Origin of the sequence: Halovibrio salipaludis (assembly GCF_002286965.1) — a bacterium.
Classification (GTDB): Bacteria; Pseudomonadota; Gammaproteobacteria; order Pseudomonadales; family Oleiphilaceae; genus Halospina; species Halospina salipaludis.
In genome coordinates this window covers 134,171-159,443 of record NZ_NSKD01000007.1, presented here as the reverse complement: position 1 = coordinate 159,443, position 25,273 = coordinate 134,171, and the positions used below count along the sequence as shown (strand labels likewise).

Annotated in this window: 24 protein-coding genes; 11 read left to right on the top strand and 13 right to left on the bottom strand. The window is 64.0% G+C overall.

Features of this window, described 5'->3' with window-relative positions:
* Position 1: 1 nt before the first annotated feature.
* The gene (locus CK501_RS13800) at positions 2-697 is read right to left on the bottom strand and encodes a ComF family protein (RefSeq protein ID WP_143421441.1); all 696 of its coding nucleotides are present in this window, start codon (positions 695-697) and stop codon (positions 2-4) included.
* Between the two features lie 107 nt (positions 698-804).
* Between CK501_RS13800 and bioB the strand changes: the two genes are divergently transcribed.
* The 9 genes from bioB to CK501_RS13755 all read left to right on the top strand — a co-directional run bounded on the left by bioB (position 805) and on the right by CK501_RS13755 (position 10,359).
* Positions 805-1,860 carry a biotin synthase BioB gene (gene bioB / locus CK501_RS13795; protein ID WP_095618351.1) on the top strand — a complete coding sequence of 352 codons (1,056 nt, stop codon included), beginning with the start codon at positions 805-807 and terminating at the stop codon, positions 1,858-1,860.
* A complete protein-coding gene (gene bioF, locus CK501_RS13790; RefSeq protein WP_095618320.1) occupies positions 1,853-3,016 on the top strand; it encodes an 8-amino-7-oxononanoate synthase in 1,164 nt (387 codons plus the stop codon). The genes bioB and bioF overlap by 8 nt, the downstream gene beginning before the upstream one ends.
* Positions 3,013-3,726: an alpha/beta hydrolase family protein gene (locus CK501_RS13785; RefSeq protein ID WP_095618319.1), complete on the top strand. Its 714-nt coding sequence runs from the start codon at positions 3,013-3,015 to the stop codon at positions 3,724-3,726. The genes bioF and CK501_RS13785 overlap by 4 nt, the downstream gene beginning before the upstream one ends.
* On the top strand, positions 3,723-4,526 hold the full coding sequence (gene bioC / locus CK501_RS13780; protein WP_095618318.1) for a malonyl-ACP O-methyltransferase BioC: 804 nt from the start codon (positions 3,723-3,725) through the stop codon (positions 4,524-4,526). Before CK501_RS13785 ends, bioC begins: the two co-directional genes overlap by 4 nt.
* A gap of 21 nt (positions 4,527-4,547) precedes the next feature.
* Positions 4,548-5,249 carry a dethiobiotin synthase gene (gene bioD / locus CK501_RS13775; protein ID WP_095618317.1) on the top strand — a complete coding sequence of 234 codons (702 nt, stop codon included), beginning with the start codon at positions 4,548-4,550 and terminating at the stop codon, positions 5,247-5,249.
* An 80-nt stretch (positions 5,250-5,329) separates the two neighbouring features.
* A complete protein-coding gene (locus CK501_RS13770) occupies positions 5,330-5,599 on the top strand; it encodes a flagellar biosynthesis protein FlgE (protein WP_095618316.1) in 270 nt (89 codons plus the stop codon).
* 18 nt (positions 5,600-5,617) lie between these two features.
* Positions 5,618-6,550: a putative metalloprotease CJM1_0395 family protein gene (locus CK501_RS13765; protein ID WP_198949526.1), complete on the top strand. Its 933-nt coding sequence runs from the start codon at positions 5,618-5,620 to the stop codon at positions 6,548-6,550.
* A 108-nt stretch (positions 6,551-6,658) separates the two neighbouring features.
* Complete coding sequence (locus tag CK501_RS13760; RefSeq protein WP_095618315.1) at positions 6,659-8,458, top strand: acyl-CoA dehydrogenase C-terminal domain-containing protein; 1,800 nt, start codon at positions 6,659-6,661, stop codon at positions 8,456-8,458.
* A gap of 107 nt (positions 8,459-8,565) precedes the next feature.
* Positions 8,566-10,359 (top strand): acyl-CoA dehydrogenase C-terminal domain-containing protein, encoded by a 1,794-nt coding sequence (locus CK501_RS13755; RefSeq protein ID WP_095618314.1) that lies wholly within the window; start codon positions 8,566-8,568, stop codon positions 10,357-10,359.
* Here CK501_RS13755 and holA read toward each other — a convergent pair.
* Genes holA through leuS form a run of 3 tightly spaced genes read right to left on the bottom strand, consistent with a single transcriptional unit; the run spans position 10,356 to position 14,517 of the window.
* Positions 10,356-11,360 (bottom strand): DNA polymerase III subunit delta, encoded by a 1,005-nt coding sequence (holA, locus tag CK501_RS13750; protein WP_095618313.1) that lies wholly within the window; start codon positions 11,358-11,360, stop codon positions 10,356-10,358. The two genes, CK501_RS13755 and holA, sit on opposite strands and share 4 nt — an antisense overlap.
* Positions 11,357-11,911, bottom strand: a complete 555-nt coding sequence (locus CK501_RS13745) for an LPS-assembly lipoprotein LptE (RefSeq protein ID WP_095618312.1) — start codon at positions 11,909-11,911, stop codon at positions 11,357-11,359. The genes holA and CK501_RS13745 overlap by 4 nt, the downstream gene beginning before the upstream one ends.
* A gap of 20 nt (positions 11,912-11,931) precedes the next feature.
* A complete protein-coding gene (gene leuS / locus CK501_RS13740) occupies positions 11,932-14,517 on the bottom strand; it encodes a leucine--tRNA ligase (RefSeq protein WP_095618311.1) in 2,586 nt (861 codons plus the stop codon).
* A 122-nt stretch (positions 14,518-14,639) separates the two neighbouring features.
* Here leuS and CK501_RS13735 point away from each other — a divergent pair, with 122 nt between their 5' ends.
* Both CK501_RS13735 and CK501_RS13730 read left to right on the top strand, forming a co-directional pair.
* Positions 14,640-15,197, top strand: a complete 558-nt coding sequence (locus CK501_RS13735) for a zinc ribbon-containing protein (protein ID WP_095618310.1) — start codon at positions 14,640-14,642, stop codon at positions 15,195-15,197.
* A 78-nt stretch (positions 15,198-15,275) separates the two neighbouring features.
* On the top strand, positions 15,276-15,599 hold the full coding sequence (locus CK501_RS13730; protein ID WP_095618309.1) for an aspartyl/asparaginyl beta-hydroxylase domain-containing protein: 324 nt from the start codon (positions 15,276-15,278) through the stop codon (positions 15,597-15,599).
* Here CK501_RS13730 and lnt read toward each other — a convergent pair.
* The 9 genes from lnt to CK501_RS13685 all read right to left on the bottom strand — a co-directional run bounded on the left by lnt (position 15,596) and on the right by CK501_RS13685 (position 25,172).
* Complete coding sequence (gene lnt / locus CK501_RS13725; RefSeq protein ID WP_095618308.1) at positions 15,596-17,110, bottom strand: apolipoprotein N-acyltransferase; 1,515 nt, start codon at positions 17,108-17,110, stop codon at positions 15,596-15,598. The two genes, CK501_RS13730 and lnt, sit on opposite strands and share 4 nt — an antisense overlap.
* A 13-nt stretch (positions 17,111-17,123) precedes the next feature.
* Entirely contained in the window at positions 17,124-17,963 is an 840-nt protein-coding gene (locus CK501_RS13720; RefSeq protein WP_095618307.1) for an HlyC/CorC family transporter, read from the bottom strand.
* A gap of 32 nt (positions 17,964-17,995) precedes the next feature.
* Complete coding sequence (gene ybeY, locus CK501_RS13715; protein WP_095618306.1) at positions 17,996-18,445, bottom strand: rRNA maturation RNase YbeY; 450 nt, start codon at positions 18,443-18,445, stop codon at positions 17,996-17,998.
* Positions 18,442-19,413, bottom strand: a complete 972-nt coding sequence (locus CK501_RS13710; protein WP_095618305.1) for a PhoH family protein — start codon at positions 19,411-19,413, stop codon at positions 18,442-18,444. The genes ybeY and CK501_RS13710 overlap by 4 nt, the downstream gene beginning before the upstream one ends.
* A 12-nt stretch (positions 19,414-19,425) precedes the next feature.
* Positions 19,426-20,769 carry a tRNA (N6-isopentenyl adenosine(37)-C2)-methylthiotransferase MiaB gene (gene miaB, locus CK501_RS13705; RefSeq protein WP_095618304.1) on the bottom strand — a complete coding sequence of 448 codons (1,344 nt, stop codon included), beginning with the start codon at positions 20,767-20,769 and terminating at the stop codon, positions 19,426-19,428.
* Between the two features lie 244 nt (positions 20,770-21,013).
* The gene (locus tag CK501_RS13700; RefSeq protein WP_095618303.1) at positions 21,014-22,033 is read right to left on the bottom strand and encodes a nucleoid-associated protein; all 1,020 of its coding nucleotides are present in this window, start codon (positions 22,031-22,033) and stop codon (positions 21,014-21,016) included.
* A gap of 3 nt (positions 22,034-22,036) precedes the next feature.
* Positions 22,037-23,701 carry a sulfate adenylyltransferase subunit CysN gene (cysN, locus tag CK501_RS13695; RefSeq protein WP_095618302.1) on the bottom strand — a complete coding sequence of 555 codons (1,665 nt, stop codon included), beginning with the start codon at positions 23,699-23,701 and terminating at the stop codon, positions 22,037-22,039.
* Positions 23,702-23,735: 34 nt separating this feature from the next.
* Entirely contained in the window at positions 23,736-24,716 is a 981-nt protein-coding gene (gene cysD, locus CK501_RS13690; RefSeq protein ID WP_408607575.1) for a sulfate adenylyltransferase subunit CysD, read from the bottom strand.
* 36 nt (positions 24,717-24,752) lie between these two features.
* Positions 24,753-25,172 (bottom strand): PilZ domain-containing protein, encoded by a 420-nt coding sequence (locus tag CK501_RS13685; RefSeq protein WP_095618300.1) that lies wholly within the window; start codon positions 25,170-25,172, stop codon positions 24,753-24,755.
* Positions 25,173-25,273 lie beyond the last annotated feature (101 nt).

Genomic DNA, 25,273 nt, shown 5'->3' with positions numbered 1-25,273 from the left:
CCTAGGGCGTTCTCGCCAGTGCCCAGACCTCCAGGCGCTCCACTCCCGCCCGGCGCAGGCAGTGCCCCATGGCTTCCGCGGTCGCGCCGGTGGTGACCACATCCTCGACCAGGGCGACATGCTCCGGAAGGAGCGCGCTGCCGGCCACGAAGAAAGCCTCCCTGAGGTTGCGCCGTCGCTCGGAGCGCGACAGGCTGGCCTGGGCACGATAGCCGCCATGGCGCTGGAGCCGGCCGGCCAACACCGGTATCCCTGTGGCGCGACCGAGCCAGTCCGCCAGTTCCGCCGTCTGGTTGAAGCCGCGCTCGCGCAACCGGCCCGGATCCATGGGCGCCGGAATCAGGACCGATGGTCGCGGCTCGGGCATCCCGGCGGCCTGCAGCCAGTTACGGGCCAGGGCGGCGCCCTGGGCGCGTGCGCCGTGGTACTTGTAGTTCTGGATCATGCGGTCCACGGGACACTCGTAGCGCCAGGGAATGCGGCTCAGGTCCTGGGGTGGGTCGGTGCGCTCGCACTGCCGGCACAGGCTCGCTCCGCGCTCCCCAATGGACAGCGGCAGGGCGCAGCGCTGGCAACAGGGCGCTGTTGTCGGCAGGTCAAGAAGGCATGCGTGGCAGAGTCCGCCGCCCTGGTCCGGGCCCAGGCAGATGACGCACCGGCTCAGCCTGGGGCGGGTTGCATTCACCCTGTTAACCATCAGGGTTGCTCTGGTTGACAGCCGTCTGGCCATCCTTATCATGGTTTCCATTCCGTCTGGACACCTCCGTGTGGCAGACCATTGATCAGCAGGATAAGGACACCAGTATGACCGCTTCCGATGCCATCCGTCACGACTGGACCCTGAAGGAGGTCCGCGAACTTCTGGATATGCCGTTCAACGACCTGGTCTTCCGGGCCCAGCAGGCGCACCGCCAGTGGTTTGACCCCAACGAAGTGCAGGTCTCAACCCTGCTCTCCATCAAGACCGGCGCCTGCCCCGAGGATTGCATGTACTGCCCTCAGAGCGGCCACTACAACACCGGCCTCGAGAAAGAGAAGCTGATGCAGGTCGAGAAGGTCCTGGAGCAGGCGAAAGCGGCCAAGGAAACCGGTGCAACCCGCTTCTGCATGGGCGCGGCCTGGCGCAGCCCGACTAAGAAAGACCTGCCGCACGTGCTGGAAATGATCCGTGGCGTGAAGGACATGGGGCTCGAAACCTGCATGACCCTGGGCATGCTCACGGAGGATCAGGCCAGTGAGCTGGCGGAAGCGGGGCTGGATTACTACAACCACAATCTCGACACCTCCGAGCGCTACTACAACCAGATCATTACCACCCGGACCTACCAGGACCGCCTGGATACCCTGGAGAACGTGCGTAATGCGGGCATGAAGGTCTGCTGCGGCGGCATCATGGGTATGGGCGAGGATGAGGACGACCGGGCGGGGCTGCTGCTGCAGCTGGCCAACCTGCCGGATCACCCGGAAAGTGTGCCCATCAACATGCTGATCAAGATCCCGGGGACACCGCTGGAAGACGTCGAGGACCTCGACCCGTTCGAGTTCGTGCGCACCATCGCCGTCGCGCGCATCCTCATGCCGAAGAGCCACGTCCGCCTGTCCGCGGGTCGCGAGGACATGAACGACCAGATGCAGGCGCTGTGTTTCATGGCCGGTGCCAATTCCATTTTCTACGGCGATCAGCTGTTGACCACCGAGAACCCGCAGGCCGAGCAGGACCGGGCGCTGTTCCGGCGTCTTGGCATCGTGCCGGAGCCGCTGGCGACGGACCGTTCGGACGAGGACCAGGTCGACGAACTGACCCGCCGCATGGAGCAGGAGCGCCAGAGTGCCCTGTTCTATGACGCGGCCAATGCCTGATTACACCGCTGAGCTCGAAACCCTGCGCCAGCAGGGGCTGCTGCGGGAGCGCCGGGTCCTGGATTCCGCCCAGGGCCCGGAGATCGTTGTGGATGGTCGCCGGATGCTGGCCTTCTGCAGCAATGACTACCTCGGGCTTGCCAGTCACCCCGGTGTGATCGAGGCGCTTACAGACGCGGCCCGTGAACAAGGGGTGGGCAGCGGCTCCTCGCACATGGTCAGCGGCCATCACCGGCTCCATCAGGAGCTCGAAGAGGCGCTGGCGGAACACACCGGCCGGGAAGCGGCGGCGCTGTTCTCCACGGGCTATATGGCCAATCTGGGTGTCACTGCCGCCATGGCCGGGCGCCATGACGTGATCCTGCAGGACCGCCTCAACCATGCCTCACTGCTGGACGGTGCCCGTCTGGCGGGTGCCCGCCTGAAACGCTATACCCACGCCGACACCGGCGCCGCCGCCCGGCTTCTGGAGGCGGAGTCACGCTGTACGCTGGTGGCGACGGACGGGGTCTTCAGCATGGACGGCGATCTGGCGCCACTGGACGGTCTGTCCGCACTGTGCCGGGAACAGGGTGTGCCCCTGATGGTGGATGACGCCCATGGCATTGGTGTACTTGGCAGCAAAGGCGGCGGTATCGCCGAGGTTCGCGGTCTGGACCAGTCCGCCGTGCCCATACTGGTGGGCACACTGGGCAAGGCACTGGGTGTCGGTGGCGCTTTTGTTGCCGGCTCACAGGAATTCGTGGACTACCTGGTGCAGAAGGCGCGCACCTACATCTACACCACCGCCATGCCGCCGGCGATGGCGGCCGCGACCCGGCGCAGCCTGGAACTCTGTCGGGAAGAGGGCTGGCGGCGTGAACGCCTGGCGAAGCTGGTGGCATGGTTCCGGGATGAAGCGACCGCACTCGGCTACCGGCTGATGGAGTCCTGGACACCGATACAGCCACTGATCGTGGGGCCATCGGACCGGGCCATGGCCCTGAGCGAGGCACTGGCGCGGCGCGATATCCTGGTGCCTGCGATCCGTCCGCCCACGGTTCCCCAGGGTGAGGCGCGTCTGCGCCTTACCTTCAGCGCCAGCCACACGGATGAACACATGGAGCGGCTCCTGGAGGCGCTCAGGGCCGCGCGCAGCGAAACGGGAGCGGCATGACCGGAGTGGTGGTTGTCGGCGGCTGGGGTATTCCGGCAGCAGCCCTCCGGCCTCTGCTGCCCGAGGGGGCGGCGCCCGTGATGCTGGAACCGGCCCGGATGGCGGTCGGGCACCAGGATCTGGAGTCCGCTCTGGATGCCGTCATGGCCCGTGTTCCAGCGGGCGTGCCCTGGCTGGGCTGGTCCCTGGGCGGGCAGGTGGCCATGGCGGCGCGTGAGCGATTCCCGGGTCAGGTGAACGGTGTGGTCACCCTGTGCTCAACACCCCGATTTCTGGAGGCGCCGGACTGGCCCGTGGGTATGGGAGATGCCGATTTCCGTGGTTTCCGGGAGGGCATGCTGACGGATGTGGAGCAGACGCTCGGCCGCTTCTGCGCCCTGGTCAGCCAGGGGAGTACGTCTCCCCGGCAGGTGCGCCGTGAGCTCCAGGCGCTGGAGTGGCCGGAGCTGACCGTGGAATACCGGCAGGGGCTGTCGAGCAGCCTGGAGTGGCTTGCCCAGCTTGACCAGCGCGAGAGCTGGCAGCAGGCAGGGGGGTGGGCTCAGCACCTTTTCTGCGGGCGTGATGCACTGGTGAGCGGGGCGGTACCGGAAGCGCTCGGGCTGGCCGGTGAGCGCTGTCACCTGGTGGCTGAAGGCTGCCACTGGCCTGCTACGGCTGCGGGGGTGACGGACTGGATCAATAGGGCTATTAAGCAGGTGGCATCATGAATGCGCGGCAGTTCAACCAGGTCAGTCGCCAGCGCGTCTCCGATGATTTCGGGGCCGCCGCCGAAACCTATGATGAGGCCGCTCGCCTTCAGCAGCGCGTGGCGCTGGATCTACTGGCCCGTATGAAGGCTCCGAGCGGTGGTGTGGGGCTTGATCTGGGCTGCGGTACCGGTTTCAGTCTGCCGGAGCTGGAGCGCCAGCTGGCCCCCGAGGAACTGATCGCCGCCGACCTGTCTCCCGGAATGATCGATTACGCCCGGGCGCACCGGGGCGTGGATGCGCGCTGGCTCGTGGCTGATGCCGCGAATGTGCCGCTGGCCTCGGGCAGCCTGGATTGGATCCAGTCGAGCCTGATGATCCAGTGGTGCGAGGACACCGGTGCCGTCGCCCGGGAGATGGCAAGATTGCTGAAGCCCGGGGGTAGGGCCCATCTCGCGACCCTGGTGGACGGAACCCTGACCGAACTGGAATCCGCGTGGGCGGAGGCCGATCCCGGCCGTCGCCACGTCAATCGTTTCCTGACCCGGGCGGAGCTGGAGGCGCGGCTGGCCGAGGGCTTTGAGAGGGTGACTGTTGATGTTGAGCCGCTGGTGCTGTGGTACCCGGATGTCATGGCGCTGCTGGGTGAGCTCAAGACCCTCGGGGCCCGCTACAAGGATGAACACCGCCACCGGGGTGCGCTCGGCCCCGGGCGCCTGAAAGCCATGTGCCGCGCCTATGACCGCCACCGGGATCCCCGGTATGGTGTCCCCGCAACCTGGCAGGTGGCCTTTGTGCACCTGACCGGCCCCAGGCAATAACCGGAACCTTCCAGAACGCCCATGCCACGACAATCCTACTTCATCACAGGTACTGACACGGACTCCGGCAAGACGGTGGTCACGGCTGGCCTGCTGCGCCTGGCAGCCCGCAATGGCCTGCGCACCCTGGCCATGAAGCCCCTGGCTTCCGGCTGTGAGCAGACCCCTGAAGGCCTGCGCAATGCCGATGCCCTGGCGCTGTCAGAGGCCATGACCGAGTCCATGCCCTATGAGTCGGTGAACCCGGTGGCGCTGGAACCGGCAATCGCGCCCCACGTAGCCGCCCGGGAAGCCGGGCGGCGGGTCAGTGCCGAGCGCCTGGCGGGGTTCTGTCGGGGTGCCATGATGCGTCCCGCGGACCTGTTCCTGGTTGAAGGCGCCGGTGGCTGGCGTGTGCCGCTCAATGACCATGAAACCTGGGTGGATCTGGTGAGCGATCTCCAGTTTCCCGTCATCCTGGTTGTCGGGCTGCGCCTGGGCGCCATCAACCACGCCCTGCTCAGTGCCGAGCTGATCCAGCGTGACGGCTGCCGCCTGGCGGGCTGGGTGGCCAATCGCTGCACGCCGGAGCCCATGGCGCGGGAAGACGAGACGTTCGAGACGCTCTGCGAGCGCATGCCGGCGCCGTGCATGGGGTGTGTGCCCTGGCTGGATTCGCAGGACCCCACCACCATGGCCGAAGAGGCGTCCCGCCACCTGTCGCTGCCTCTGCCTGGCGCGTGAACGGGGTCGTTCCGGCTGTTTGAATTTTAAACGCTGCTGTGGTGTAATGTTCATGAACGTTCTGGGCGGGAGGTGTGCCCATGATCAGTAATGCCCTGTCCATTGGTGTGAACGGTGTCCAGGATGCCCAGCGCGGCATGCAGGACGCGGCCAGCCGTATTGCGCGTTCGGGAACCACAGAGGCGCCTCCCCGGGAAGCCGCCGCTCCTGATGGTGCTGGCGCAAGCGAGGACAGCCTCGCGGGCTCCATCGTGGATCTGAAGGTCAACCAGCGGAATGCCGAGGCTTCCATTGAAGTGGTTCGGACAGCGGACGAGATGGTAGGGACGCTGCTCGATGAACGTGCCTGACCCTGGAATGGAATCGCCGTGCAGCTTACGTCCATCCAGCCCGCGATCAGCAACGCCGGCGGCGCTGTAACCCGAAGCGCCGCACCTCCGGGCGCGGCCCCTGGTAGCGCGCCGCAGACCAGTGCGCCCAGCAACAGCACGTCCCCCTCCTCTTCCCGGGCAACTGTCAGCCCAGCAACACCGGCCAGCCCGACAGGTCCATCCAGGCCAGCATCTCCCTCGTCGCGTGGTGAGAGCAGTAGCAGCGGTGTCCAGGTCTCCATCAGTGAACAGGCCCGCCGGCAGAGCCCGGAGGAGGGGGATCGTTATGCCCGGGGCGCGGGCGAGGAGGCTTCGCCGCAGCGCCCGGCACGTCCCCGCGGTGAGGCAGGGCCGGAACCCGGGTCGGAGAACCGCCAGGGCGAGCGGCGGCAGCCGGAGCAGGGCTCTGAGGGGGCATCACCGGAGCAGCAGTCGGCCGTTCAGGAACTGAGAGGCCGGGACCAGGAAGTACGCCAGCATGAACAGGCGCACCAGGTCATGGGGGGCCAGTACGCCGGTGCGCCCACCTACACCTACCAGCGCGGACCGGATGGCCAGCTCTATGCCGTCGGCGGGCAGGTCTCCATTGATACCAGCCCCATCCCTGATGACCCGGAAGCCACCATCAGCAAGATGCAGACGGTGCGTTCGGCCGCGCTTGCCCCGGCTGAGCCATCGCCCCAGGATATCCGGGTTGCCCAGGAGGCGACCCGTCAGCTTCTTCAGGCCCAGTCGGAGCTGCGCTCGTCCCGCCAGGAAGAAGGTGAGAATGACAGTAACCGGGGGCAGAGCACTCCGGAAACGGAAGCTTCCGCTTCCGATCGTCCCGGCAGGGATGATGCCCGCATCAGCCTCTTCCGTGACGTGGAGGAACTAGCGTCCACGGAGGCCGCTACCGCCACCGATCCAGGCTTCCGTGCCACAGCCTGAACGCCCCTCGTAAAATGCATTTGCCGCAGTGTATCTCCCTTGACACGGGACCCACTCCAAACGTATGTTTCAAACAGCCGTTTAATTGCATGAACCGAGGTACGAGCCATGCCCCAGTACAAAGCACCGCTGCGTGATATCCAGTTTGTCATGAATGAATTCCTGGATGCCGAAACGCACTACCAGCAGATCCCCGGCGGCGAAGAAGCCACGCCGGATATGGTCGATGCCATCATCCAGGAAGGGGCCAAATTCTGTGAGCAGGTGCTGTCGCCGCTGAACCAGACCGGTGACCAGGAGGGCTGTCGCCTGGAAAACGGCGAGGTGAAGACGCCGACGGGCTTCAAGGAAGCCTATAAGCAGTACATCGAAGGTGGCTGGCCGTCCATGACCAGTGACGTTGAACTTGGTGGCCAGGGCCTGCCGAATTCGCTGTCCATGGTGATGAGTGAGATGGTCGGCACCGCCAACTGGTCCTTCGGCATGTACCCGGGGCTCAGCCACGGCTGCATCTCCACGCTGGAGGCGCATGGCTCTGATGAGCAGAAGCAGACATTCCTGCCGAAGATGATCAGCGGCGAGTGGACCGGCACCATGTGCCTGACCGAGTCCCACTGTGGCTCCGATCTGGGGATTATCCGGTCCAAGGCCACGCCCAATTCCGATGGCAGCTATGCGATTACCGGCGAAAAGATCTTCATTTCCGCCGGCGACCATGACATGGCGGAGAACATCATCCATCTGGTACTGGCGAAGCTGCCGGATGCACCCAAGGGCACCAAGGGCATCTCCGTGTTCGTGGTCCCCAAGTTCATCCCCGACGCCAATGGCAACCCCGGTGAGCGCAACAATGTGTCTGTTGGGTCCATCGAGGAAAAGATGGGCATCCATGGCAACGCCACCTGCGTGCTGAACTTCGACGGTGCCACCGGCTACCTGATCGGCGAGGAGCACAAGGGGCTGGGCTACATGTTCACGTTCATGAACATCGCCCGTATCGGCACGGCCATCCAGGGGCTTGCTTCCGCCGAACTGTCCTTCCAGGGCGCGCTTGAGTACGCTCGCGAACGCCAGGCCATGCGCTCACTGTCCGGCCCGAAGAATCCGGAGGGCAATGCGGATCCGATCATTGTGCACCCGGACGTGCGCCGGATGCTGATGACCCAGAAAGCGCTGGCCGAGGGTGGCCGCGCGATGATCTATTACGCGGCCCAGCAGGCGGACATCACCACCCGCAGCGAAGATGCTGAAGCGCGCAAGGAAGCCGACGAACTGCTGAGCTTCCTGACGCCGATCGCCAAGGCCTTCCTGACCGAGACCGGTATCGAAGCCGCCAATCTGGGAATGCAGGTCTATGGTGGTCACGGCTACATCTCCGAGTGGGGCATGGAGCAGATCGTGCGGGATGCACGCATCGGCGCCATCTACGAGGGGACAACCGGCATCCAGGCGCTCGACCTGCTGGGTCGGAAGGTGCTGATGACCCAGGGTGAGTCGCTCAAGCGCTTCACCAAGAAGGTGCACCTGTTCTGCAAGGAGCATGGCGACAACAAGGAGCTGGCTGAGTTCATCGAGCCGCTGGCGGCGTTCAACAAGGAGTGGGGCGACCTGACCATGAAGCTCGGCTCGGCCGCCATGAAGGATCGCGAGGAGGTCGGGGCGGCGTCCTACGACTACCTGATGTACTCCGGTTACGGTGTGTTGGCCTATCTCTGGGCCGAGATGGCCGAGGTTGCCCAGCGCAAGCTCCAGGAAGGCACCTCCGAAGAGGCGTTCTATCAGGCCAAGCTCCAGACCGCGCGCTTCTACTTCCAGCGCATGCTGCCGCGGGCCAGGGCCCACGCCGATGCCATGGTCAGCGGTGCCGGTAACCTGATGGAGATGCAGGAAGAGCATTTCGCCTTCTGAACCGTTAGTATCCGGTAAGCATGAAAAGCCCGCCCCGTGCGGGCTTTTCTGTCAGAAATCCCGGGGTAGAATAGGCCCTGCCAGACGTTCAAAGTGAGGATCAATCCATGGCTGACTACAAGGCTCCCCTGCAGGACATGCGGTTCCTGCTCAACGAGATCTTCGACGCACCGGGCCAGTGGGCATCCCTGCCCGGCCTCAGCGAAAGCGTGGATCCGGAGACGGCGGATGCCATTCTGGAAGAAGCCGGCAAGATCGCAGCAGGGACGCTCGCCCCCATCAACCAGAGTGGCGATGAGCAGGGCTGTCAGTGGAAGGATGGCGAGGTGACCACGCCTGATGGTTTCAAGGAGGCCTACCAGACCTTCGCCGAAGGCGGCTGGGTCGGCCTTGGTGGTGATCCCAACTACGGCGGCATGGGCATGCCCAAGAGCCTGGTTGGGCAGGTCGAGGAGATGATGCAGGGCGCGAACATGGCCTTCGGCCTCTGCCCCATGCTCACGGCCGGCGCGTGCCTGGCGCTCCATGCCCATGGCAGTGAGGAGCTCAAGGAGAAGTACCTGCCGAAGATGTACGATGGCACCTGGTCCGGGGCCATGGATCTGACCGAGCCCCATGCCGGCACGGACCTGGGCATCATCCGGACCAAGGCGAAGCCAAACGATGATGGTTCCTACAGCATCTCAGGCACCAAGATCTTCATCACCTGGGGTGAGCACGACATGGCGGAGAACATCATCCACCTGGTGCTCGCCAAGCTGCCGGACGCCCCGGCGGGACCCAAGGGCATCTCGCTCTTCCTCGTGCCGAAATACGAAGTGAATGAGGACGATTCCCTGGGCGCGCGCAACAACGTCTCCTGCGGGTCACTGGAGGAGAAGATGGGCATCCACGGCTCCGCGACCTGTGTCATGAACTACGATGATGCCCGTGGCTGGCTCGTGGGCGAGCCCAACAAGGGCCTGATGGCCATGTTCACCATGATGAACTACGAGCGTCTGGGTGTGGGCATCCAGGGTGTGGGCGCGGCGGAAGCCTCCTACCAGCATGCCCTGGCCTATGCCCGCGAGCGCATCCAGAGCCGCTCACCCAATGGTCCCCAGAACCCCGACAAACAGGCGGATCCGATCATCGTGCACCCGGACGTGCGGCGGATGCTGCTGAAGATGAAGGCGCATACCGAAGGCAGCCGTGCCTTTATTACCTACGTGGCCCAGTGGCTGGACCAGGCCAAGTTCGCCGAGGACCCGGAAGCGAAGGAGAAAGCCGATGGCATGGTGGCGCTGCTGACGCCGGTGGCCAAGGCCTTCCTGACCGACCGGGCGTTGGATACCTGTGTGATCGGTCAGCAGGTCTACGGCGGGCACGGCTATATCCGCGAGTGGGGCCAGGAGCAGCTGGTGCGTGATACCCGCATCACCCAGATCTACGAGGGGACCAACGGCATCCAGGCCATGGACCTGATGGGGCGCAAGGTTGTCGGTAATGGCGGTAAGTTCTTCGAACTCTTCGCGAACGACGTGGCCGACTATATCAATGCGAACCAGGATGATCCGGCAGTGGCCGACTACATCCAGCCCCTGGCGGCGGTTCTTGAGCGTCTTTCCGATGTGACCGAGAGCGTCATCAAGGCAGCGGATGGCAATCCGGCGGAGATCGGTGCGGCCGCGGTGGACTACCTGGATCTGTTCGGCCTCACCGCCGAAGCCTATCTGTGGGTCCGCATGGTGCAGGCAGCCGCGCCCAAGGCGGAGAATGATACCTCCGGCTTCTACACCGGCAAGCTCAAGACCGCGCGCTTTTTCTTCGACCGCATCCTGCCGCAGTCGGTTGCCCTGGCGGAGTCCATCCGCAATGGCGGCGACAGCATGATGGCGTTCGACGAGGCCGAGTTCGGCTAAGCGGAGAGCGTCTCGACCAGGGCGGCAAGGGCGGACCAGGGCGGCATGGCCGGGTCCTGCCCCTTGCTGGCCCGGTCCACCTGTCTGGCCTGTTCCCAGGCCCTGCTGATCGACTGGCTGTTGTGCCGGCGTGAGGCCTTTTCCAGGGCCTTTCGAAGCGGCGGCTGGCGCACCCCGTTGTGCTTGAACCAGGTGGCCGCATTGCTGCCCTGACGCAGGCTGTGCTGCAGGTTGGCAAGATGCTTCAGGTCACGCTGGAGCACGCCCAGTATGGCCAGTGTATTGGTCCCTTCCTCTTCCAGGCGCCGCAGCATCTGCAGGGCGTGAACCCGGTTGCCGGACAGCGCCTCGGCGCTCAGCTCGAAGGCGTTGTAACGGCTGCTGTCCTCAACACCCCCAATGGCAACAGCGTCATCCACCGGTTCATCCCCGGCGACCACCCTGAGTCGTTCCAGCTCCTGGTGGGCCGCCAGCAGGTTGCCCTCCAGGCGCTCGCTGAGCTGGGCCACGGCGTTGCGGGTGAGCTTCAGGCCCATGGTTTCGGCGCGGCGTGAGAGCCAGCGGGGGAAGTCCGCTGGATCCACCGGCCAGACCGGAACGTGGAGGCCGACCTTCTGCCAGTTGCGGAACCAGGCCTTGCTGGTCTCGCCGCTGTCCAGGCGTGGGCCGGAGACAATCAGGATGACGTCCTCCGGGGGCGCCTTGGCGAAGGCTTCCAGAACCTCACGGCCCTTGCCGGGCTTGCCACTGTGCAGGCGCACCTCGATGCGGCGGCGGCTGGCGAACAGCGACAGTGCCTGGGTCTCGTCATGGACCTGCTGCCAGTCGAACTGCGGGTCCGTCTGGAAGACCGTGCGTTCCTCGTAGCCTTCGGCCACAGCCCGTTCGCGGATGCGGTCACAGGCCTCCTGGACCAGGAGGGGTTCATCGCCGGTAACCAGGTAACCGGCATCCAGGCGCTTGGCCAGCTGATCCGGGAGCTGTTCCGGGGTGACCTTCATTCGTCCGTGTCCGTACTGTTTTCGTGCTCGGAGCGGATCCGGCGGATGCGCTCCTCGGTGAAGGGCATCAGCCGGCGGGTGACCTGCTGGACCAGCTGGTCCTGGAGAAGGCCCTCGATGCCCTGCTGTTCCCGCTCTCCGGCCAGCACCTGCTGCTCATCCGCCTGGTAGAACTCGCGGGCACTCAGTTCGGTATCCGCCAGAAGGGGAATGCCGTCCCTCGTGGTCAATGCCACCGCTATGCGGGCACTGAGTTCGTATTCAGCGGCGGCCGCCCGGTCATCCAGGGCACTCGTGCGCCGTTCCTGCTCATAGCCGCTGAGCTTGAGGCGGTATCCGGCGGTTTCGTCGTCTTCAGCCAGGATGTTGTAGAGGCCAAGTCGTTCACGCAAACCCGAGCAGACCGGGCCGGGCACGCCCTCGCCGCAGGACAGGGCCAGGGGTGCCAGGGCATCCGGCACCATGCCCGAGCCCCGGAGCTGGAAGCCACAGGCGGTGAGCACTGTGACCAGGGCCAGCGTGAGTATGGGTTTCCAGGCGGCCTGGGGCATGGGGGACCTCCGGAGCCGGATCAGTTGGCGACCACGTTCACGAGTTTGCCGGGCACCACAACCACTTTGCGCACGGTCTTGTCCTCGATGAAGCGCTGGACATTCTCATCCGCGAGGGCCAGGGCCTCGAGCTGGTCCCGGTCGGCCTCGGCGTCCGCCTGGATGCGTGAGCGGAGCTTGCCGTTGACCTGCACCACGAGCTCAATGCTGTCCTGTTTCATCAGGCGCTCGTCGGCCACAGGCCATTCAGCGTCGACAACGGCGGTTGTGTAGCCAAGGGCCTGCCACAGTTCATGGGTGATGTGGGGGGCCACAGGCGCCAGCACCAGAACGGCTGTCTCCAGAACCTCCTGCATCACCGCCCGGTCGCCGTCGTTGCGGATCTCAAACCGTCCGGCGTCGTTGAGCAGTTCCATTACGGCGGCAATGGCCGTATTGAAGGTCAGGCGCCGGCTGAAGTCGTCGCTGACCTTGGCAATGGTCTGATGCGTCTTGCGGCGCATGCCCTGCTGGGCCTCATCGGGCTCGCCCGGTATGGCCCCGTCTGTGCCGCCGTCACTCACGTGCTGGTGCACCATCCGCCAGAGCCGGCGCAGGAAGCGGTGAGCGCCTTCCACACCGCTGTCGGACCACTCCAGCGACTGCTCCGGCGGGGCCGCGAACATCATGAACAGGCGCACGGTGTCGGCACCGTACTCATCGATGATGGCCTGGGGATCGATGCCGTTGTTCTTGGATTTGGACATCTTGGTTACGCCACCGGGGTGGACGGGCTTGCCATCTGCCTTGAGCGTGGCGCTGACCACGTTGCCCTTACCGTCGTACTCAGCGTCCACGTCCTGGGGCGAGAACCATTCCTTGCCGCCATTGGCCGTCTCGCGGTACCAGGTCTCGGCCAGTACCATGCCCTGGCATAGCAGGCGGTTGAACGGCTCGTCGCTGTTGACCAGGCCTACGTCGCGCAGCAGCTTGTGGAAGAAGCGCGCGTAGAGCAGGTGCAGGATGGCGTGCTCAATGCCGCCGATGTACTGGTCCACGGGCAGCCAGTAGTTGGCCGCTTCCGGATCCAGCATGCCGTCGTCCTTCCAGGGGCTGCAGAAGCGTGCGAAGTACCAGGAGGACTCCATGAAGGTGTCGAAGGTGTCCGTCTCGCGGAAGGCGGGCTCACCGTTGTAGGTGGTCTTCGCCCACTCGGGATCGGTCTTGAGCGGCGATTGCACGCCGTCCATGGTCACGTCCTCGGGCAGTGCCACTGGCAGGTCGCTTTCCGGTACCGGGGCTGACTCACCGTTTTCGAGGGTGAGCATGGGGATGGGCGCGCCCCAGTAGCGCTGGCGGGAGACGCCCCAGTCGCGCAGGCGGTAATTGGTCTTGCGCTTGCCGATGCCGCGCTTCTCCAGGTCCTGCGCGATGGCCGCGAAGGCCTCGTCCGAGCTGGTGCCGGTGTAGGGGCCGGAATTGGTCAGCAGGCCCTTTTCGCTGAACGCCTCCACATAGGTGTCCACGTCGCGGCCGTCGTTGGGGCTGATGACCTGGCGGATGGCGATGCGGTATTTGCGGGCGAACTCGTGGTCGCGCTCGTCGTGGGCGGGCACCGCCATCAGGGCACCGGTGCCGTACTCGTGCAGCACGAAGTTGGCGACGTAAACGGGGAGACGCTCACCGGTCAGCGGGTGGAGGGCGTAGAGGCCAGTCTCCACGCCTTTCTTCTCCATGGTTTCCACATCGGCGGTGGAAGCGACGGTGTGGCGGCACTCCTCCACGAACTCGGCCACCTCGCGGGAACGCTCAGACGCCTTCTCCGCGACCGGGTGACGTGCGGACACGGCCATGTAGGTCACGCCATAGAGGGTGTCCGGACGGGTGGTATAGACCCGCAGGGTTTCGGAGCCGTCCTCCATCTGGAAGTCGAGCTCGACCCCCTCGGAGCGGCCGATCCAGTTGCGCTGCATGGCCTTGACCTGTTCCGGCCAGCCCTCGAGCTGATCCAGGTCGTCCAGCAGTTCATCGGCGTAGTCGGTGATCTTGACGAACCACTGGGGAATCTCTTTCTGTTCGACCACAGCCCCGGAGCGCCAGCCGCGGCCATCCACCACCTGTTCGTTGGCGAGCACCGTCTGGTCCACCGGATCCCAGTTGACGGTGGCGTTCTTCTTGTAGACCAGGCCCTTTTCATACAGCTTGGTGAAGAACCACTGCTCCCACTGGTAGTAATCCGGGTCGCAGGTGGCCAGTTCCCGGTTCCAGTCATAGCCGAAGCCCAGGCGCTTGAGCTGGGTCTTCATGTGTTCAATGTTCTGCCGGGTCCAGGCGGCGGGGGCGGTGCGGTTGCTGATGGCCGCGTTCTCCGCCGGCAGTCCGAAGGCGTCCCAGCCCATGGGCTGCAGCACGTTCTTGCCCTGCATGCGCTGGAAGCGCGAGATCACATCACCAATGGTGTAGTTGCGCACATGCCCCATGTGCAGCCTGCCGCTGGGGTAGGGGAACATGGAAAGGCAGTAGTACTTGGGCTTGCCGGGTTCTTCCCGTACCGCGAAGACATCGTTGGACTCCCAGTACTGCTGGGCGTTGCGCTCGACGGCGTCGGGGCGGTAATGCTCTTCCATGGGTCGGTGCCTTATGCTCTCGGATCGAAAATGGCTGTTGCATCGGGAAAGGGCTCATTCTAGCGTAGAGAGAAGGTGACAGGTAGGCATGCCGACTTCCAACCCATCAGCAGGAGAGAACAGTGGCCGATAAGCAGCGTCCCCGTCTCAGCGACGGTGCCGAGACCGCCTACAACCGTATGCTCGAGCGGGTGGAGTCCCGCCTCGCGGAAGCGGAGGAACGAACCTGGGAGCAGCTCCAGCAGGAAATTGAGGAAGCGGTTGAGTTTGAGCAGGAGGTGGCCGAACTCACCCGTGATGAGCTGAATCTGCTCGCGGCCTACCTGCGCCGGGATCTCTCCCATCTGCTGGGCTTTGTGTCCAGCACCGGCGACGGTGTGGCGGAGTGGCTGCGCACGGACCTGGAATGGATCGAGGACTGGCTGGTGGAGCGGCTTCTGTCCATCGCCGATCCCACCCGCCTGGATACCCTCGAACTCCAGCAGAAGCTGCAGAACACGGACGCGGATCACTATTTTGCGGGCGAGCTGGCCATGGCCGGTGTTCTGCGCTGTCTGAACTGCGGTCACATGCGGACACTGGCTGAAACAACCCGACTGGAGCCCTGTGAGCGGTGTGAATCCCATTACTTCGAGCGGATTACGGCGCACACGCCGGATGTGGAGCCCGGCACAGACTGAGCCCACAGTCTTTGCTTGATTTTGCGAACTATCCCGGAATGAATGGCGGTTCAAACCATTCATTCCGGGAGGTTGCCCATGCCGGTCGCTGTGACCGTTTTTATCCTGATCGTGGCCTTTGTTGCAGGGTCCATGATCTATGTGTACCGATTCCGTGGCCAGGAGCGCTATAAGAGCGTTGGTGAATACTGGCGCAAGGGCTGGCCGATCTTCAGTCCGCTGAACTGTCTGCTCTATCTCTTCACCGAGAAGCGGGCGCGGGCCCGCGAGCTCAAGAAGACCAATCGTCGCCAGTACCAGATGATCAAGTATTCGGTGAATACCCTACTGGCACTCGCACTCTGTGGTGTGGTGCTAGGGGGAGTTATGGCCATTCACGAGGTGGCGGAAGCGGTGGTCTAGGCCTTTGCCTTTTCCCGGCGCTGGCGGCCGAACACGATCATCACGGCCGCCAGCGTTATGACCGGCCATGAGCCGGTGGCCATGAAAGGTGTGGTCCCCGTCATCGGCTGGATTTCCCCCTTCAGAACATCCCGCTCATAGTGCTGGGCGCGGATGCGGATATGGCCTTCCCGGTCCACGATGGACGTGATCCCGTTATTGGTACCGCGCAGCAGCTCCCGCCCGGTCTCCAGCGCCCGCATGCGGGCAATCTGGTGATGCTGGAAGGGGCCGAGTGAACGCCCGAACCAGGCATCGTTGCTCACCGTCATGAGGAAACCGGTGTCTACGGCTTGCTGGGCCACGAAGTCCGCATAGGCGATCTCATAGCAGATAGCAGGATGGGTGCGGGCACCACCGGCAACCTGCAGCGGGGGCTGGTTTTCCGGTCCCGGCCGGAAAACCGACATTGGCAGGCTCAGGAATTCAATGGTGCCGCGCAGCAGTGATTCCAGCGGCACGTATTCACCGAATGGCACCAGCCGCTGCTTGTGATAGGTTCCCTGGCCGGGGCCCACTGTCATCAGGCTGTTGTGGAAGACCGGCTCCGCGTAGTGTGGGCTGTTGCCGTACCAGGGCAGGCCAGTGACCAGCGTTGTGCCGGTCTCGAAGGCGCGGCTTTCCAGTGCATCCAGAACCTGGGCTGACTGGCCCTGGGTGGCGGGCAGCGCGGTTTCCGGCCACAGGATCAGGTCCCGACCCCAGAGCGGCTCGGTGAGCTCCCGGTAGGTCCGGATCTGGTTCCGGAGCATGTCGGGATCCCATTTGTCATGCTGGGAGATGTTGCCCTGGACGGCCGCGACCGACAGGGGCTCGCCTTCCGGCTGGGTCCACGCCACCAGGCTGAGCAGCGGCGCCAGCAGCCAGGGCAGTATGGCGGCGGCCACGAAACCGGCGGGCAGCCAGCGGGGGCCGTTGCGGTAATGGTGCCAGGCGGTGACCAGCAGGGCCGCTGTGACGGCTGTAACAAAGGTGACGCCGTGCACGCCAAGCACCGGTGCCCATGGCGCCATGGGACCATCCACCTGGGCGGTGCCGGCATAGAGCCAGGGGAAACCGGTCAGAAGCCAGCCGCGCACCCAGTCCATCAGGACCCAGACGGCCGGGAACAGCCACAGGCTGCGCCCGGCGTGACCGTCTGCGAGCCGGCCCCAGCACCAGAAGGCGATGGCCGGAAACAGCGCCAGTCCCATGGCGAACAGCAGTGTCATGATCGCTGCCAGCGGCGCGGCCGTCATGCCGTATTCGCTGATGCTGACGTAGACCCAGGAGGCGCCGCTGCCGAACAGCCCCAGGCCGAGGAACCAGCCGTCCCGGAACAGGGGCTTCGCCTCCCGGCCGCTGCACAGAAGCAGGATCAGCACCAGGGACAGCAGCGCAGCGGGCCACAGATAGAAGGGGGCAAACGCGAGTGTCTGGAGCGCGCCGGTGGCCACCAGCGCGGGAATACGGAAAAGGCGGTTCTGGATCATGGCGCGTCCCGCGTCATGCGATGGGTTTGACCTGGATCAGGCGGATCTTGCGGTTGTCGGCGTTCAGAACCTTGAACCGGAAACGGTCCACAGTGGTGGTTTCACCACGCCTTGGCAGGCGGCCGAACTCCTTGAGCATCAGGCCACCAATGGTGTCGAAAGCTTCCTGGTCCAGATCCGTGCCGAAGAATTCATTGAATTCATCGATGGGCGTCTGGGCCTTGACCGCGTAGATGCCGTGCTCGCGCTCGCGGATGCGGTCGTCATCATCAACGTCGTGCTCGTCCTCGATGTCGCCGACAATCTGCTCAAGCACGTCCTCGATGGTGATCAGCCCTGCCACGCCGCCGTATTCGTCGACCACAATCGCCATGTGGTTGCGGTTCTCCTTGAACTCCTTGAGCAACTGGTTGCAGCGCTTGCTCTCGGGGACGACCGTGGCCGGGCGCAGGATGTCGCGGATGCTGTCACGGGTGAGGTTGTTGCGCAGGGCCAGCGGCAGGAGGTCCTTGGCGAGCAGGATGCCGATGATCTCGTCCGAGGTATCGCCAATGGCCGGGAATCGAGAATGGGCGGATTCGATGACCTCGCTGATGTACGAGGAAGGGTCGGCCTCGGCCTTGACCGTCACCATGCGCGAGCGCGGAATCATGATCTCCTCCACGCGCATGTCCGTCACCTGCATGGCGCCCTCGATGATGCTCATGGCATCGGAGTCGATCAGCTGCTGGAACTCCGCATCGCGCAGGATGCGCAGAAGATCCTCTGGGCTGCGGGGTTCACTTGAGAAGGCCTGGGATAATCGCTCCAGCCAGGAGCTCTTCGTCTGGCCGTTGGATGAGTCGTCGCTCATGGGGTCCTTTCCGGATTCCTGTTCGCGGGGTGCTACTGATAGGGGTCGGAAAAACCAAGTTCAGCAAGGAGGCGTACCTCAAGATTCTCCATGGTTTCCGCTTCATTGACGTCCTGATGATCATAGCCCTGCAGGTGAAGCATGCCATGAATCACCAGGTGTGCCCAGTGGGCCTCAAGCGCCTTGCCCTGCTCCCGGGCCTCCCGTTCAACCACACCGGCACAGAGGACCAGGTCACCGAGCAGGCCCAGATCCACGCCGGGTGGGGCCTCAAAGGGGAAGGACAGGATATTGGTCGCGTAATCCTTGCCCCGGTACTGGTGGTTCAGCTCGTGACCCTCGGGTTCATCCACGATGCGCAGGGTGACCTCGATGGCATTGCTGCCCTGCCAGCCCTGCTGTACCCAGGCCTGAAATGCCGCCTCAGAGGGGAGGCTGGCGTTACTGGTTTCAGGCTGCAGGTCCAGGGTTACCCGGTTCATGCGTTGCGATCGTCCCAGTCGTCATAGGCTTCCACAATGCGCTGGACCAGCGGATGGCGGACCACGTCCTCGGCGCCGAAGTAGGTGATGCCAATGCCCTTGACCTCCCGCAGCACACGCAGGCAGTGCTCCAGGCCGGAATGCTGGCCGCGCGGCAGGTCAATCTGGGTGATGTCGCCGGTGATGATGGCGGTGGAGCCAAAGCCGATGCGCGTGAGGAACATCTTCATCTGTTCCCGGGTGGTGTTCTGGCTCTCGTCCAGGATGATGAAGGAGTTGTTGAGGGTGCGCCCGCGCATGAACGCCAGCGGGGCGATCTCGATCACGCCGCGCTCGATCAGCCTGTTCACCTGCTCGAAGCCGAGCATCTCGTAGAGGGCGTCATAGAGCGGCTTGAGGTAGGGATCGACTTTCTGGGAAAGATCCCCCGGCAGAAAACCCAGCTTTTCACCGGCTTCGACCGCTGGGCGGACCAGCATGACCCGCTTGACTTCCTCGGCCTGGAGGGCCTCCACGGCACAGGCCACGGCGAGCCAGGTTTTGCCTGTGCCAGCCGGGCCCACGCCGAAGTTGATGTCGTGGGTCCGGATGGCATGCACGTAGCGCTGCTGGTTGTCGCCCCGGGGCTGGATCTTCAGGCGGGGTGTTTCGATGACCTGCTGGGCGCCGTCATAGCCGCTGGTCTCGGGAAGGCGCTCAAAGCCGGATTCGCGGATGAACAGGTGCACCGTGTCCGGGCTGATGTCATCACTGGCCTCGGTTTCCCGATAGAGGTGTTTGAGCACTTCCATGGCCGCCGTTGCGGCCTCGCCGTCACCGGTGATCCGGAAGTGGTGCCCCCGGTAACCGATGCGCACGCCCATGCGTTTTTCGATGTGCTTGAGGTGTTCGTCGAACTGGCCGCAGAGTGCGGCCAGACGTTCCGTATCGGCGGGTTCCAGCTGGAATTCTCGGGTGTCGGCGCTCAATCGGCCCTCGGCTCAGTAGCGGTTGTCGTCAATCATGACGCCGCGCAGTGAATTCGGCAATGCCTCGGTGATCTCAACGTCCACGAACGAGCCGACCACGCCGGGCACGTCGGTGCGGAAATTGACGACCCGGTTGTTCTCGGTCCGACCCTGGTACTCACCGGGGTCTTTCTTGGACACGCCCGTGACAAGAATGCGCTCGGTGTTGCCGACCATCTTGCGGCTGATGTCCATGGCCTGCTGGTTGATGCGGTCCTGCAGGATCTTCAGGCGTTCTTTCTTGACCTCTTCCGGGGTATCGTCCGGCAGGTCCGCCGCCGGGGTGCCGGGGCGGGCGCTGTAGACGAAACTGAAGGACACATCGAAGCCCACGTCGTTGATCAGCTTCATGGTGTCCTCGAAGTCCTTCTCGGTTTCACCGGGGAAACCGATGATGAAATCCGAGGAGAGACTCAGGTTCGGGCGGATGCGGCGCAGCTTGCGGATCTTGGATTTGTACTCCAGGGTCGTGTGGCCGCGCTTCATCAGCGCCAGGATCCGGTCCGAGCCGGCCTGTACCGGAAGATGCAGATGACTGACCAGTTCCGGGACCTGCTCGTAGACGTTGATCAGCGCGTCCGAGAACTCCACCGGATGCGAGGTGGTGAAACGGATGCGGTCAATGCCATCGATATCCGCTACCCAGGTGATCAGCTCCGCCAGGTCCATGGTGTCGCCATCGAGGGTTTCGCCGTCGTAGGCGTTGACGTTCTGGCCAAGAAGGTTGACTTCCCGCACGCCCTGGCTGGCGAGGTCCCGAACCTCTTCAAGCACGTCCTCAACGGGGCGGCTCAGTTCTTCACCACGGGTGTAGGGCACCACGCAGAAGGAGCAGTACTTGCTGCAGCCTTCCATGATGGAAACAAAGGCGGAGGGGCCATCGACGCCAGGCCCGGGCAGTTCGTCGAACTTCTCGATTTCGGGGAAGCTGACGTCCACCACGCCTACGCCGCCCTCGCTGTCCGCCTTGGTGATCATTTCGGGCAGGCGGTGCAGGGTCTGGGGGCCGAAGACCATGTCCACGTAGGGCGCCCGGTCGATGATGGCCTGGCCTTCCTGGCTGGCGACGCAGCCGCCGACGCCGATGATGGCGTCCGGGTTGTCGTTCTTCAGTTTTTTCCAGCGGCCGAGCTGGTGGAAGACTTTTTCCTGGGCCTTCTCACGGATGGAGCAGGTGTTGAGCAGCAGGATGTCCGCGTCGTCGGCGGTGTCGGTCAGCTCCACCTCGTGACTCTCGCGCAGGAGGTCGATCATGCGCGAGGAGTCGTATTCGTTCATCTGGCAGCCGTGGGTCTTGATGAAGAGTTTCTTTCCCATGGTTGGCGGCGTTCTGTCTGGTTGGAAGATTGGTGATTATAACGCCTGGACTGGTTTGGACGTAAGTGGCGAGATTGAGATGTTGTCTCCGGCATGGGAATCAGTACCAGGCATTACGGCGGGGGAGCCCTTTCAGGGACCGCTGTAAACCCATCCCTGGGCGCTGGCGCGATGACATCCTGTCATCGAGCCTCCCTGAAAGGGCTCCCCCGCCGCAATGCGTACAGCTTATGGGTAGCGCGACTTAGTCGGAAGCGTCGTCCAGATAACTCTGGAGCTGTTCCTTGAGGCTGCGGGGGACCTGGGTGATGATCAGCGCATCCCGGTCGCGGTCGTAGTGGACGGCCTGGTTCACAAGGTCGGAGGAGAAGGAGAGGCTCAGGCCGTTGCCCTTGCCGGCGATACGGACCAGTTTGCGGACCTTGCGCCGGTCCGGGTGCAGGACACGGTCCGGCTCCACCGCCTGGGATTCCGCCACGTGCTCCGCGAAGCGTTCCGGCTGGCTGTCGTCGATGTAGCTGGAGAGGGCGGAGAGGGGGACTGGCTCGCCAAGGGCTTCCTGCTCGTTGCAGAACTCGAATGCCTTGTGGCGCACGCTCTGGGCGTGTTCGGGTTCTGTCTGCTGTTGGGCGAAGGATTCCACCGCCTCCAGGAAGGTGCGGGTCTCCGCTTCCACATCCACTTCCTGCTGAAAGCCCACCAGGCGCGCGAAGCACTTGCCGATCTCGCCGGTGCCGCGGCCCTGGAGCACGGTCAGGTAGTTCTCCGAGCCCTGCTCGCCGCGCCAGTCCTCCAGTTCAACGCGGGCTGCCAGGTTCAGGCGGGAGCGGCTGATGGTTTCCGTGGGGGTTAGTTCCAGGGTGGTATCCAGGGTGAAGACGGCATCCATTTCCAGTGCAAACAGGTAGAGGACCTCGCCGTCGGCCAGGGATTCATGGACGATGAGCAGTGGGCGCTCGGGGTCGGTGTCCGCGCGGGTGACCTCCTCCTGCCACTGGTCCAGAAGCTGGTCCGTGAAGGCCTCGAAGCTCTGTTGACCGTCCAGGTAGTTGCCCAGCCATCCGCGGATGGGGTGGTTCCCGACGTCGTCCGAGAAGCGGCCGTAGGCTTTGCCGGGGCGGCTGTTGAACAGTTTCTTGAGCTGGCGGTGCAGGCCTTCGTAGTCACCGCCCGGCTCGGCCATGGGCTGGCCGGCGGTGACCTTGGCCGCTTGGCCGCCACCGGGCAGGGCGGCCCGCATCAGCCTGAGCTGGCGGATGGCCATGGGTCAGCCCTGCAGCCGTTTTTCCCGGCGCAGCGTCTGGAGCAGCTCCTGGACGGCCTTGCTGATGCCCGCGTCGTTATCGGCGCTGACACTGTAGTCCGCTGGGGTTCCGCTGATGCCGGTTGTGAACACGATCAGCCCCTGGCTGCGCAGAACCTCGGCCATGCTGCCGCGGTCTTCCTCGGAGTCCGTGTTGGTGTTGTCCAGCACGATGCCGGTCTTGCCCACGTCGAACAGGCTGCGCTGCAGGGCCGTGGCCAGTTTGTCCGCGGCTTCGCCACCGCAGTCGATGATCAGCGGTTTCTGGTCGAGCCGGCGTTGCCATTCCTCGGTGGTGACCGGGTTCATCAGGCCTTCGGCGTCGCTGGCGGTGCTCTTGATCATGCCGGCGCCGATGGTGATGTTGGTCAGCCGGTCGATGATGATGAACGCACCGGTGGAGCCGCAGTTCGGGTAGGGGTCAAAGGCCAGCGGATGGCTGACCGCGAACTCGCACAGGCCGATCTCGTTCAGGCCCAGTTCGCTGCCTTCCTGTTGCTCCAGGGTGTTCACATCCGTCTTGTAGTGCACCCGGCGCATGGCGCCGGAGGTGTAGCGAGGCCCCTGCTTGATGTCGTACTGGCGGCCCGGAGCCAGTGGCTGGTCGGTCATCCAGACCACGTTGGCGTTGAAGGCGGTGGCCACTTCGGGCATGTTGCCGGCGTGCACCAGCATGTCGCCACGGCTGATGTCGATCTCGTCTTTCAGGGTCAGGGTGACCGCCTGGTCGATATGGGCTTCGTCCTGATCCCCTTCAAAGGTCACGACCCGGTCCACGCGCGTGGAGCGGCCCGAGGGCAGGGCCACCACTTCATCGTCCGGCTTCACAACGCCGCTGGCGATGGTGCCGCAGAAGCCCCGGAAGTCGAGGTTCGGGCGGTTCACGTACTGGACCGGGAACCGGAAATGCTCGAAGTCCTTGTCGTGGGAGATCGGGACGGTCTCCAGCACCTGCATCATGGGCTTGCCGTCGAACCAGGGCATGTTCTCGCTGGGATAGACGACGTTGTCGCCCTCGAGTGCGGAGATCGGCACAAACCGCACGTCTTCCAGTCCGAGGTTGCCGCAGAAGTGCTGGTACTCCTCCCTGATTTCATTGAAGCGCTGCTCGCTGTAGTCGACCAGATCCATCTTGTTGATGGCGACGACCACGTGCTTGATGCCCAGCAGCGAAGCCAGGAAGGAGTGGCGCTTGGTCTGGGTCAGCACCCCATGGCGGGCGTCGATCAGGATAACCGCGAGCTGCGCATTGGAGGCGCCCGTGGCCATATTGCGCGTGTACTGCTCATGCCCGGGGGTATCGGCCATGATGAACTTGCGCTTGGCGGTGGAGAAGTAGCGGTAGGCCACGTCGATGGTGATGCCCTGTTCCCGCTCGGCCTGCAGGCCATCCACGAGCAGCGACAGGTCCAGCTTCTCGCCGGTGGAGCCCACCTTGGAGCTGTCGGACTCCAGCGCTGCCAGCTGGTCTTCGTAGATCATGCTGGTGTCGTGCAGCAGGCGGCCAATGAGGGTGCTCTTGCCGTCGTCCACGCTGCCGCAGGTCAGCAGCCGCAGAAGTTCCTTCTGTTCGTGCTGCTTGAGGTAGGCGTTGATGTCGGTGCCGATCAGGTCTGACTGATGTGACATTGGATCTTGTCTCCGAAAACCGGGTTGGGCGCGCTTAGAAGTAGCCTTCCTGTTTCTTCTTCTCCATGGAGCCGGCGCTGTCGTGGTCAATGACTCGACCCTGGCGCTCGGAGCTGCGTGTCAGCAGCATCTCCTGGATGATCTCGGGCAGCGTGTCCGCCTCGGACTCGATGGCGCCGGTCAGCGGGTAGCAGCCCAGGGTGCGGAAGCGCACGGACTTCATTTCGGGCTCTTCGCCCGGCTCCAGGGGCATGCGGTCGTCATCGACCATGATCAGGGTGCCGTCGCGCTCGACCACGGGCCGGGGCTTGGAGAAGTAAAGCGGCACGATCTCGATGTTCTCGAGGTGGATGTACTGCCAGACGTCCAGTTCGGTCCAGTTGGAGAGCGGGAAGACGCGGATGCTCTCGCCCTTGTTGATCTGGCCGTTGTAGATGTTCCACAGCTCCGGGCGCTGGTTCTTCGGGTCCCAGCGGTGATTCTCGTCCCGGAACGAGTAGACGCGCTCCTTGGCGCGGGATTTCTCCTCGTCACGGCGGGCCCCGCCAAAGGCGGCATCGAACTTGTACTTCTCCATGGCCTGCTTCAGCGACTGGGTCTTCATCACGTCGGTGTGCTTGGCACTGCCGTGACTGAAGGGGCCGATGCCCTGCTTTACGCCTTCCTCATTGATGTGGACGATCATATCGAGATCGTACTTTTCGGCCATGCGATCCCGGAATTCGATCATTTCCCTGAACTTCCAGGTGGTGTCCACGTGCAGCATCGGGAAGGGGATCCGGCCGGGCCAGAAAGCCTTGCGGGCCAGATGGAGCATCACCGAGGAGTCCTTGCCGATGGAGTAGAGCATGACCGGGTTGTCGAACTCGGCTGCCACTTCCCGCATGATGTGGATGCTTTCCGCTTCCAGCTGTTTGAGGTGCGTGAGGTTGTATTGGGTCATCGCGCTCTGTACCGCTGTTGACTCGGAATGGAACCGCTTCTTATAACAAACGGCTTCAACTGAACGCGGAATTATACCAGAGCGTGAGGGTGAGGAAGAAGGGTCCGTTCAGACGCCGGCCGAAAGCTGCTCATTGATGTAGTGATCGAGCATCGGGACGGCGTCTTCCTCGAACTCAGCGAAGGACATGCCCACATGAAAGCAGTCGCGGGCAATGCGCCGCACTGTCACCACGTCGCATCGGGCCCGGATGCAGGCGCTGTCGGATTCACCTACGGGAACGGTGAACGCCACCTGGACCGGAATGGCCATCTGGGGGGCCACGGGTTCGCCATTGGGAACCAGCTGGTCAAGCGTCTCCGGGGTGCACTCGATCTGGAGACCGGCGCGTGAAAGATTGTTGATGGGGCAGCGGGGCAGGGCTTCGCCGCCACGCTCCAGGAACGCTTCCAGGTTCACCGGGATGCGATGGTAGTGGCGCAGGTTGGGCCTGCCGGTGAAGCCTGTGGATGACGAGAGTGCTGACATGGGTCAATACCGATTGACGCGATTTGACTATCAGCGTAGTTGGTGTACACAGACTATACAAATCGTGCGCAAGGCACTGATCTGCCGAATTCTGTTACAGA

Excerpts from the sequence above, each read along its gene's own strand:
- CK501_RS13800 (WP_143421441.1), bottom strand. The coding sequence starts at position 697 with ATGGTTAACAGGGTGAATGCAACCCGCCCCAGGCTGAGCCGGTGCGTC.
- bioB (WP_095618351.1), top strand. The coding sequence starts at position 805 with ATGACCGCTTCCGATGCCATCCGTCACGACTGGACCCTGAAGGAGGTC.
- bioF (WP_095618320.1), top strand. The coding sequence starts at position 1,853 with ATGCCTGATTACACCGCTGAGCTCGAAACCCTGCGCCAGCAGGGGCTG.
- CK501_RS13785 (WP_095618319.1), top strand. The coding sequence starts at position 3,013 with ATGACCGGAGTGGTGGTTGTCGGCGGCTGGGGTATTCCGGCAGCAGCC.
- bioC (WP_095618318.1), top strand. The coding sequence starts at position 3,723 with ATGAATGCGCGGCAGTTCAACCAGGTCAGTCGCCAGCGCGTCTCCGAT.
- bioD (WP_095618317.1), top strand. The coding sequence starts at position 4,548 with ATGCCACGACAATCCTACTTCATCACAGGTACTGACACGGACTCCGGC.
- CK501_RS13770 (WP_095618316.1), top strand. The coding sequence starts at position 5,330 with ATGATCAGTAATGCCCTGTCCATTGGTGTGAACGGTGTCCAGGATGCC.
- CK501_RS13760 (WP_095618315.1), top strand. The coding sequence starts at position 6,659 with ATGCCCCAGTACAAAGCACCGCTGCGTGATATCCAGTTTGTCATGAAT.
- CK501_RS13755 (WP_095618314.1), top strand. The coding sequence starts at position 8,566 with ATGGCTGACTACAAGGCTCCCCTGCAGGACATGCGGTTCCTGCTCAAC.
- holA (WP_095618313.1), bottom strand. The coding sequence starts at position 11,360 with ATGAAGGTCACCCCGGAACAGCTCCCGGATCAGCTGGCCAAGCGCCTG.
- CK501_RS13745 (WP_095618312.1), bottom strand. The coding sequence starts at position 11,911 with ATGCCCCAGGCCGCCTGGAAACCCATACTCACGCTGGCCCTGGTCACA.
- leuS (WP_095618311.1), bottom strand. The coding sequence starts at position 14,517 with ATGGAAGAGCATTACCGCCCCGACGCCGTCGAGCGCAACGCCCAGCAG.
- CK501_RS13730 (WP_095618309.1), top strand. The coding sequence starts at position 15,276 with ATGCCGGTCGCTGTGACCGTTTTTATCCTGATCGTGGCCTTTGTTGCA.
- lnt (WP_095618308.1), bottom strand. The coding sequence starts at position 17,110 with ATGATCCAGAACCGCCTTTTCCGTATTCCCGCGCTGGTGGCCACCGGC.
- CK501_RS13720 (WP_095618307.1), bottom strand. The coding sequence starts at position 17,963 with ATGAGCGACGACTCATCCAACGGCCAGACGAAGAGCTCCTGGCTGGAG.
- ybeY (WP_095618306.1), bottom strand. The coding sequence starts at position 18,445 with ATGAACCGGGTAACCCTGGACCTGCAGCCTGAAACCAGTAACGCCAGC.
- miaB (WP_095618304.1), bottom strand. The coding sequence starts at position 20,769 with ATGGGAAAGAAACTCTTCATCAAGACCCACGGCTGCCAGATGAACGAA.
- CK501_RS13700 (WP_095618303.1), bottom strand. The coding sequence starts at position 22,033 with ATGGCCATCCGCCAGCTCAGGCTGATGCGGGCCGCCCTGCCCGGTGGC.
- cysN (WP_095618302.1), bottom strand. The coding sequence starts at position 23,701 with ATGTCACATCAGTCAGACCTGATCGGCACCGACATCAACGCCTACCTC.
- CK501_RS13685 (WP_095618300.1), bottom strand. The coding sequence starts at position 25,172 with ATGTCAGCACTCTCGTCATCCACAGGCTTCACCGGCAGGCCCAACCTG.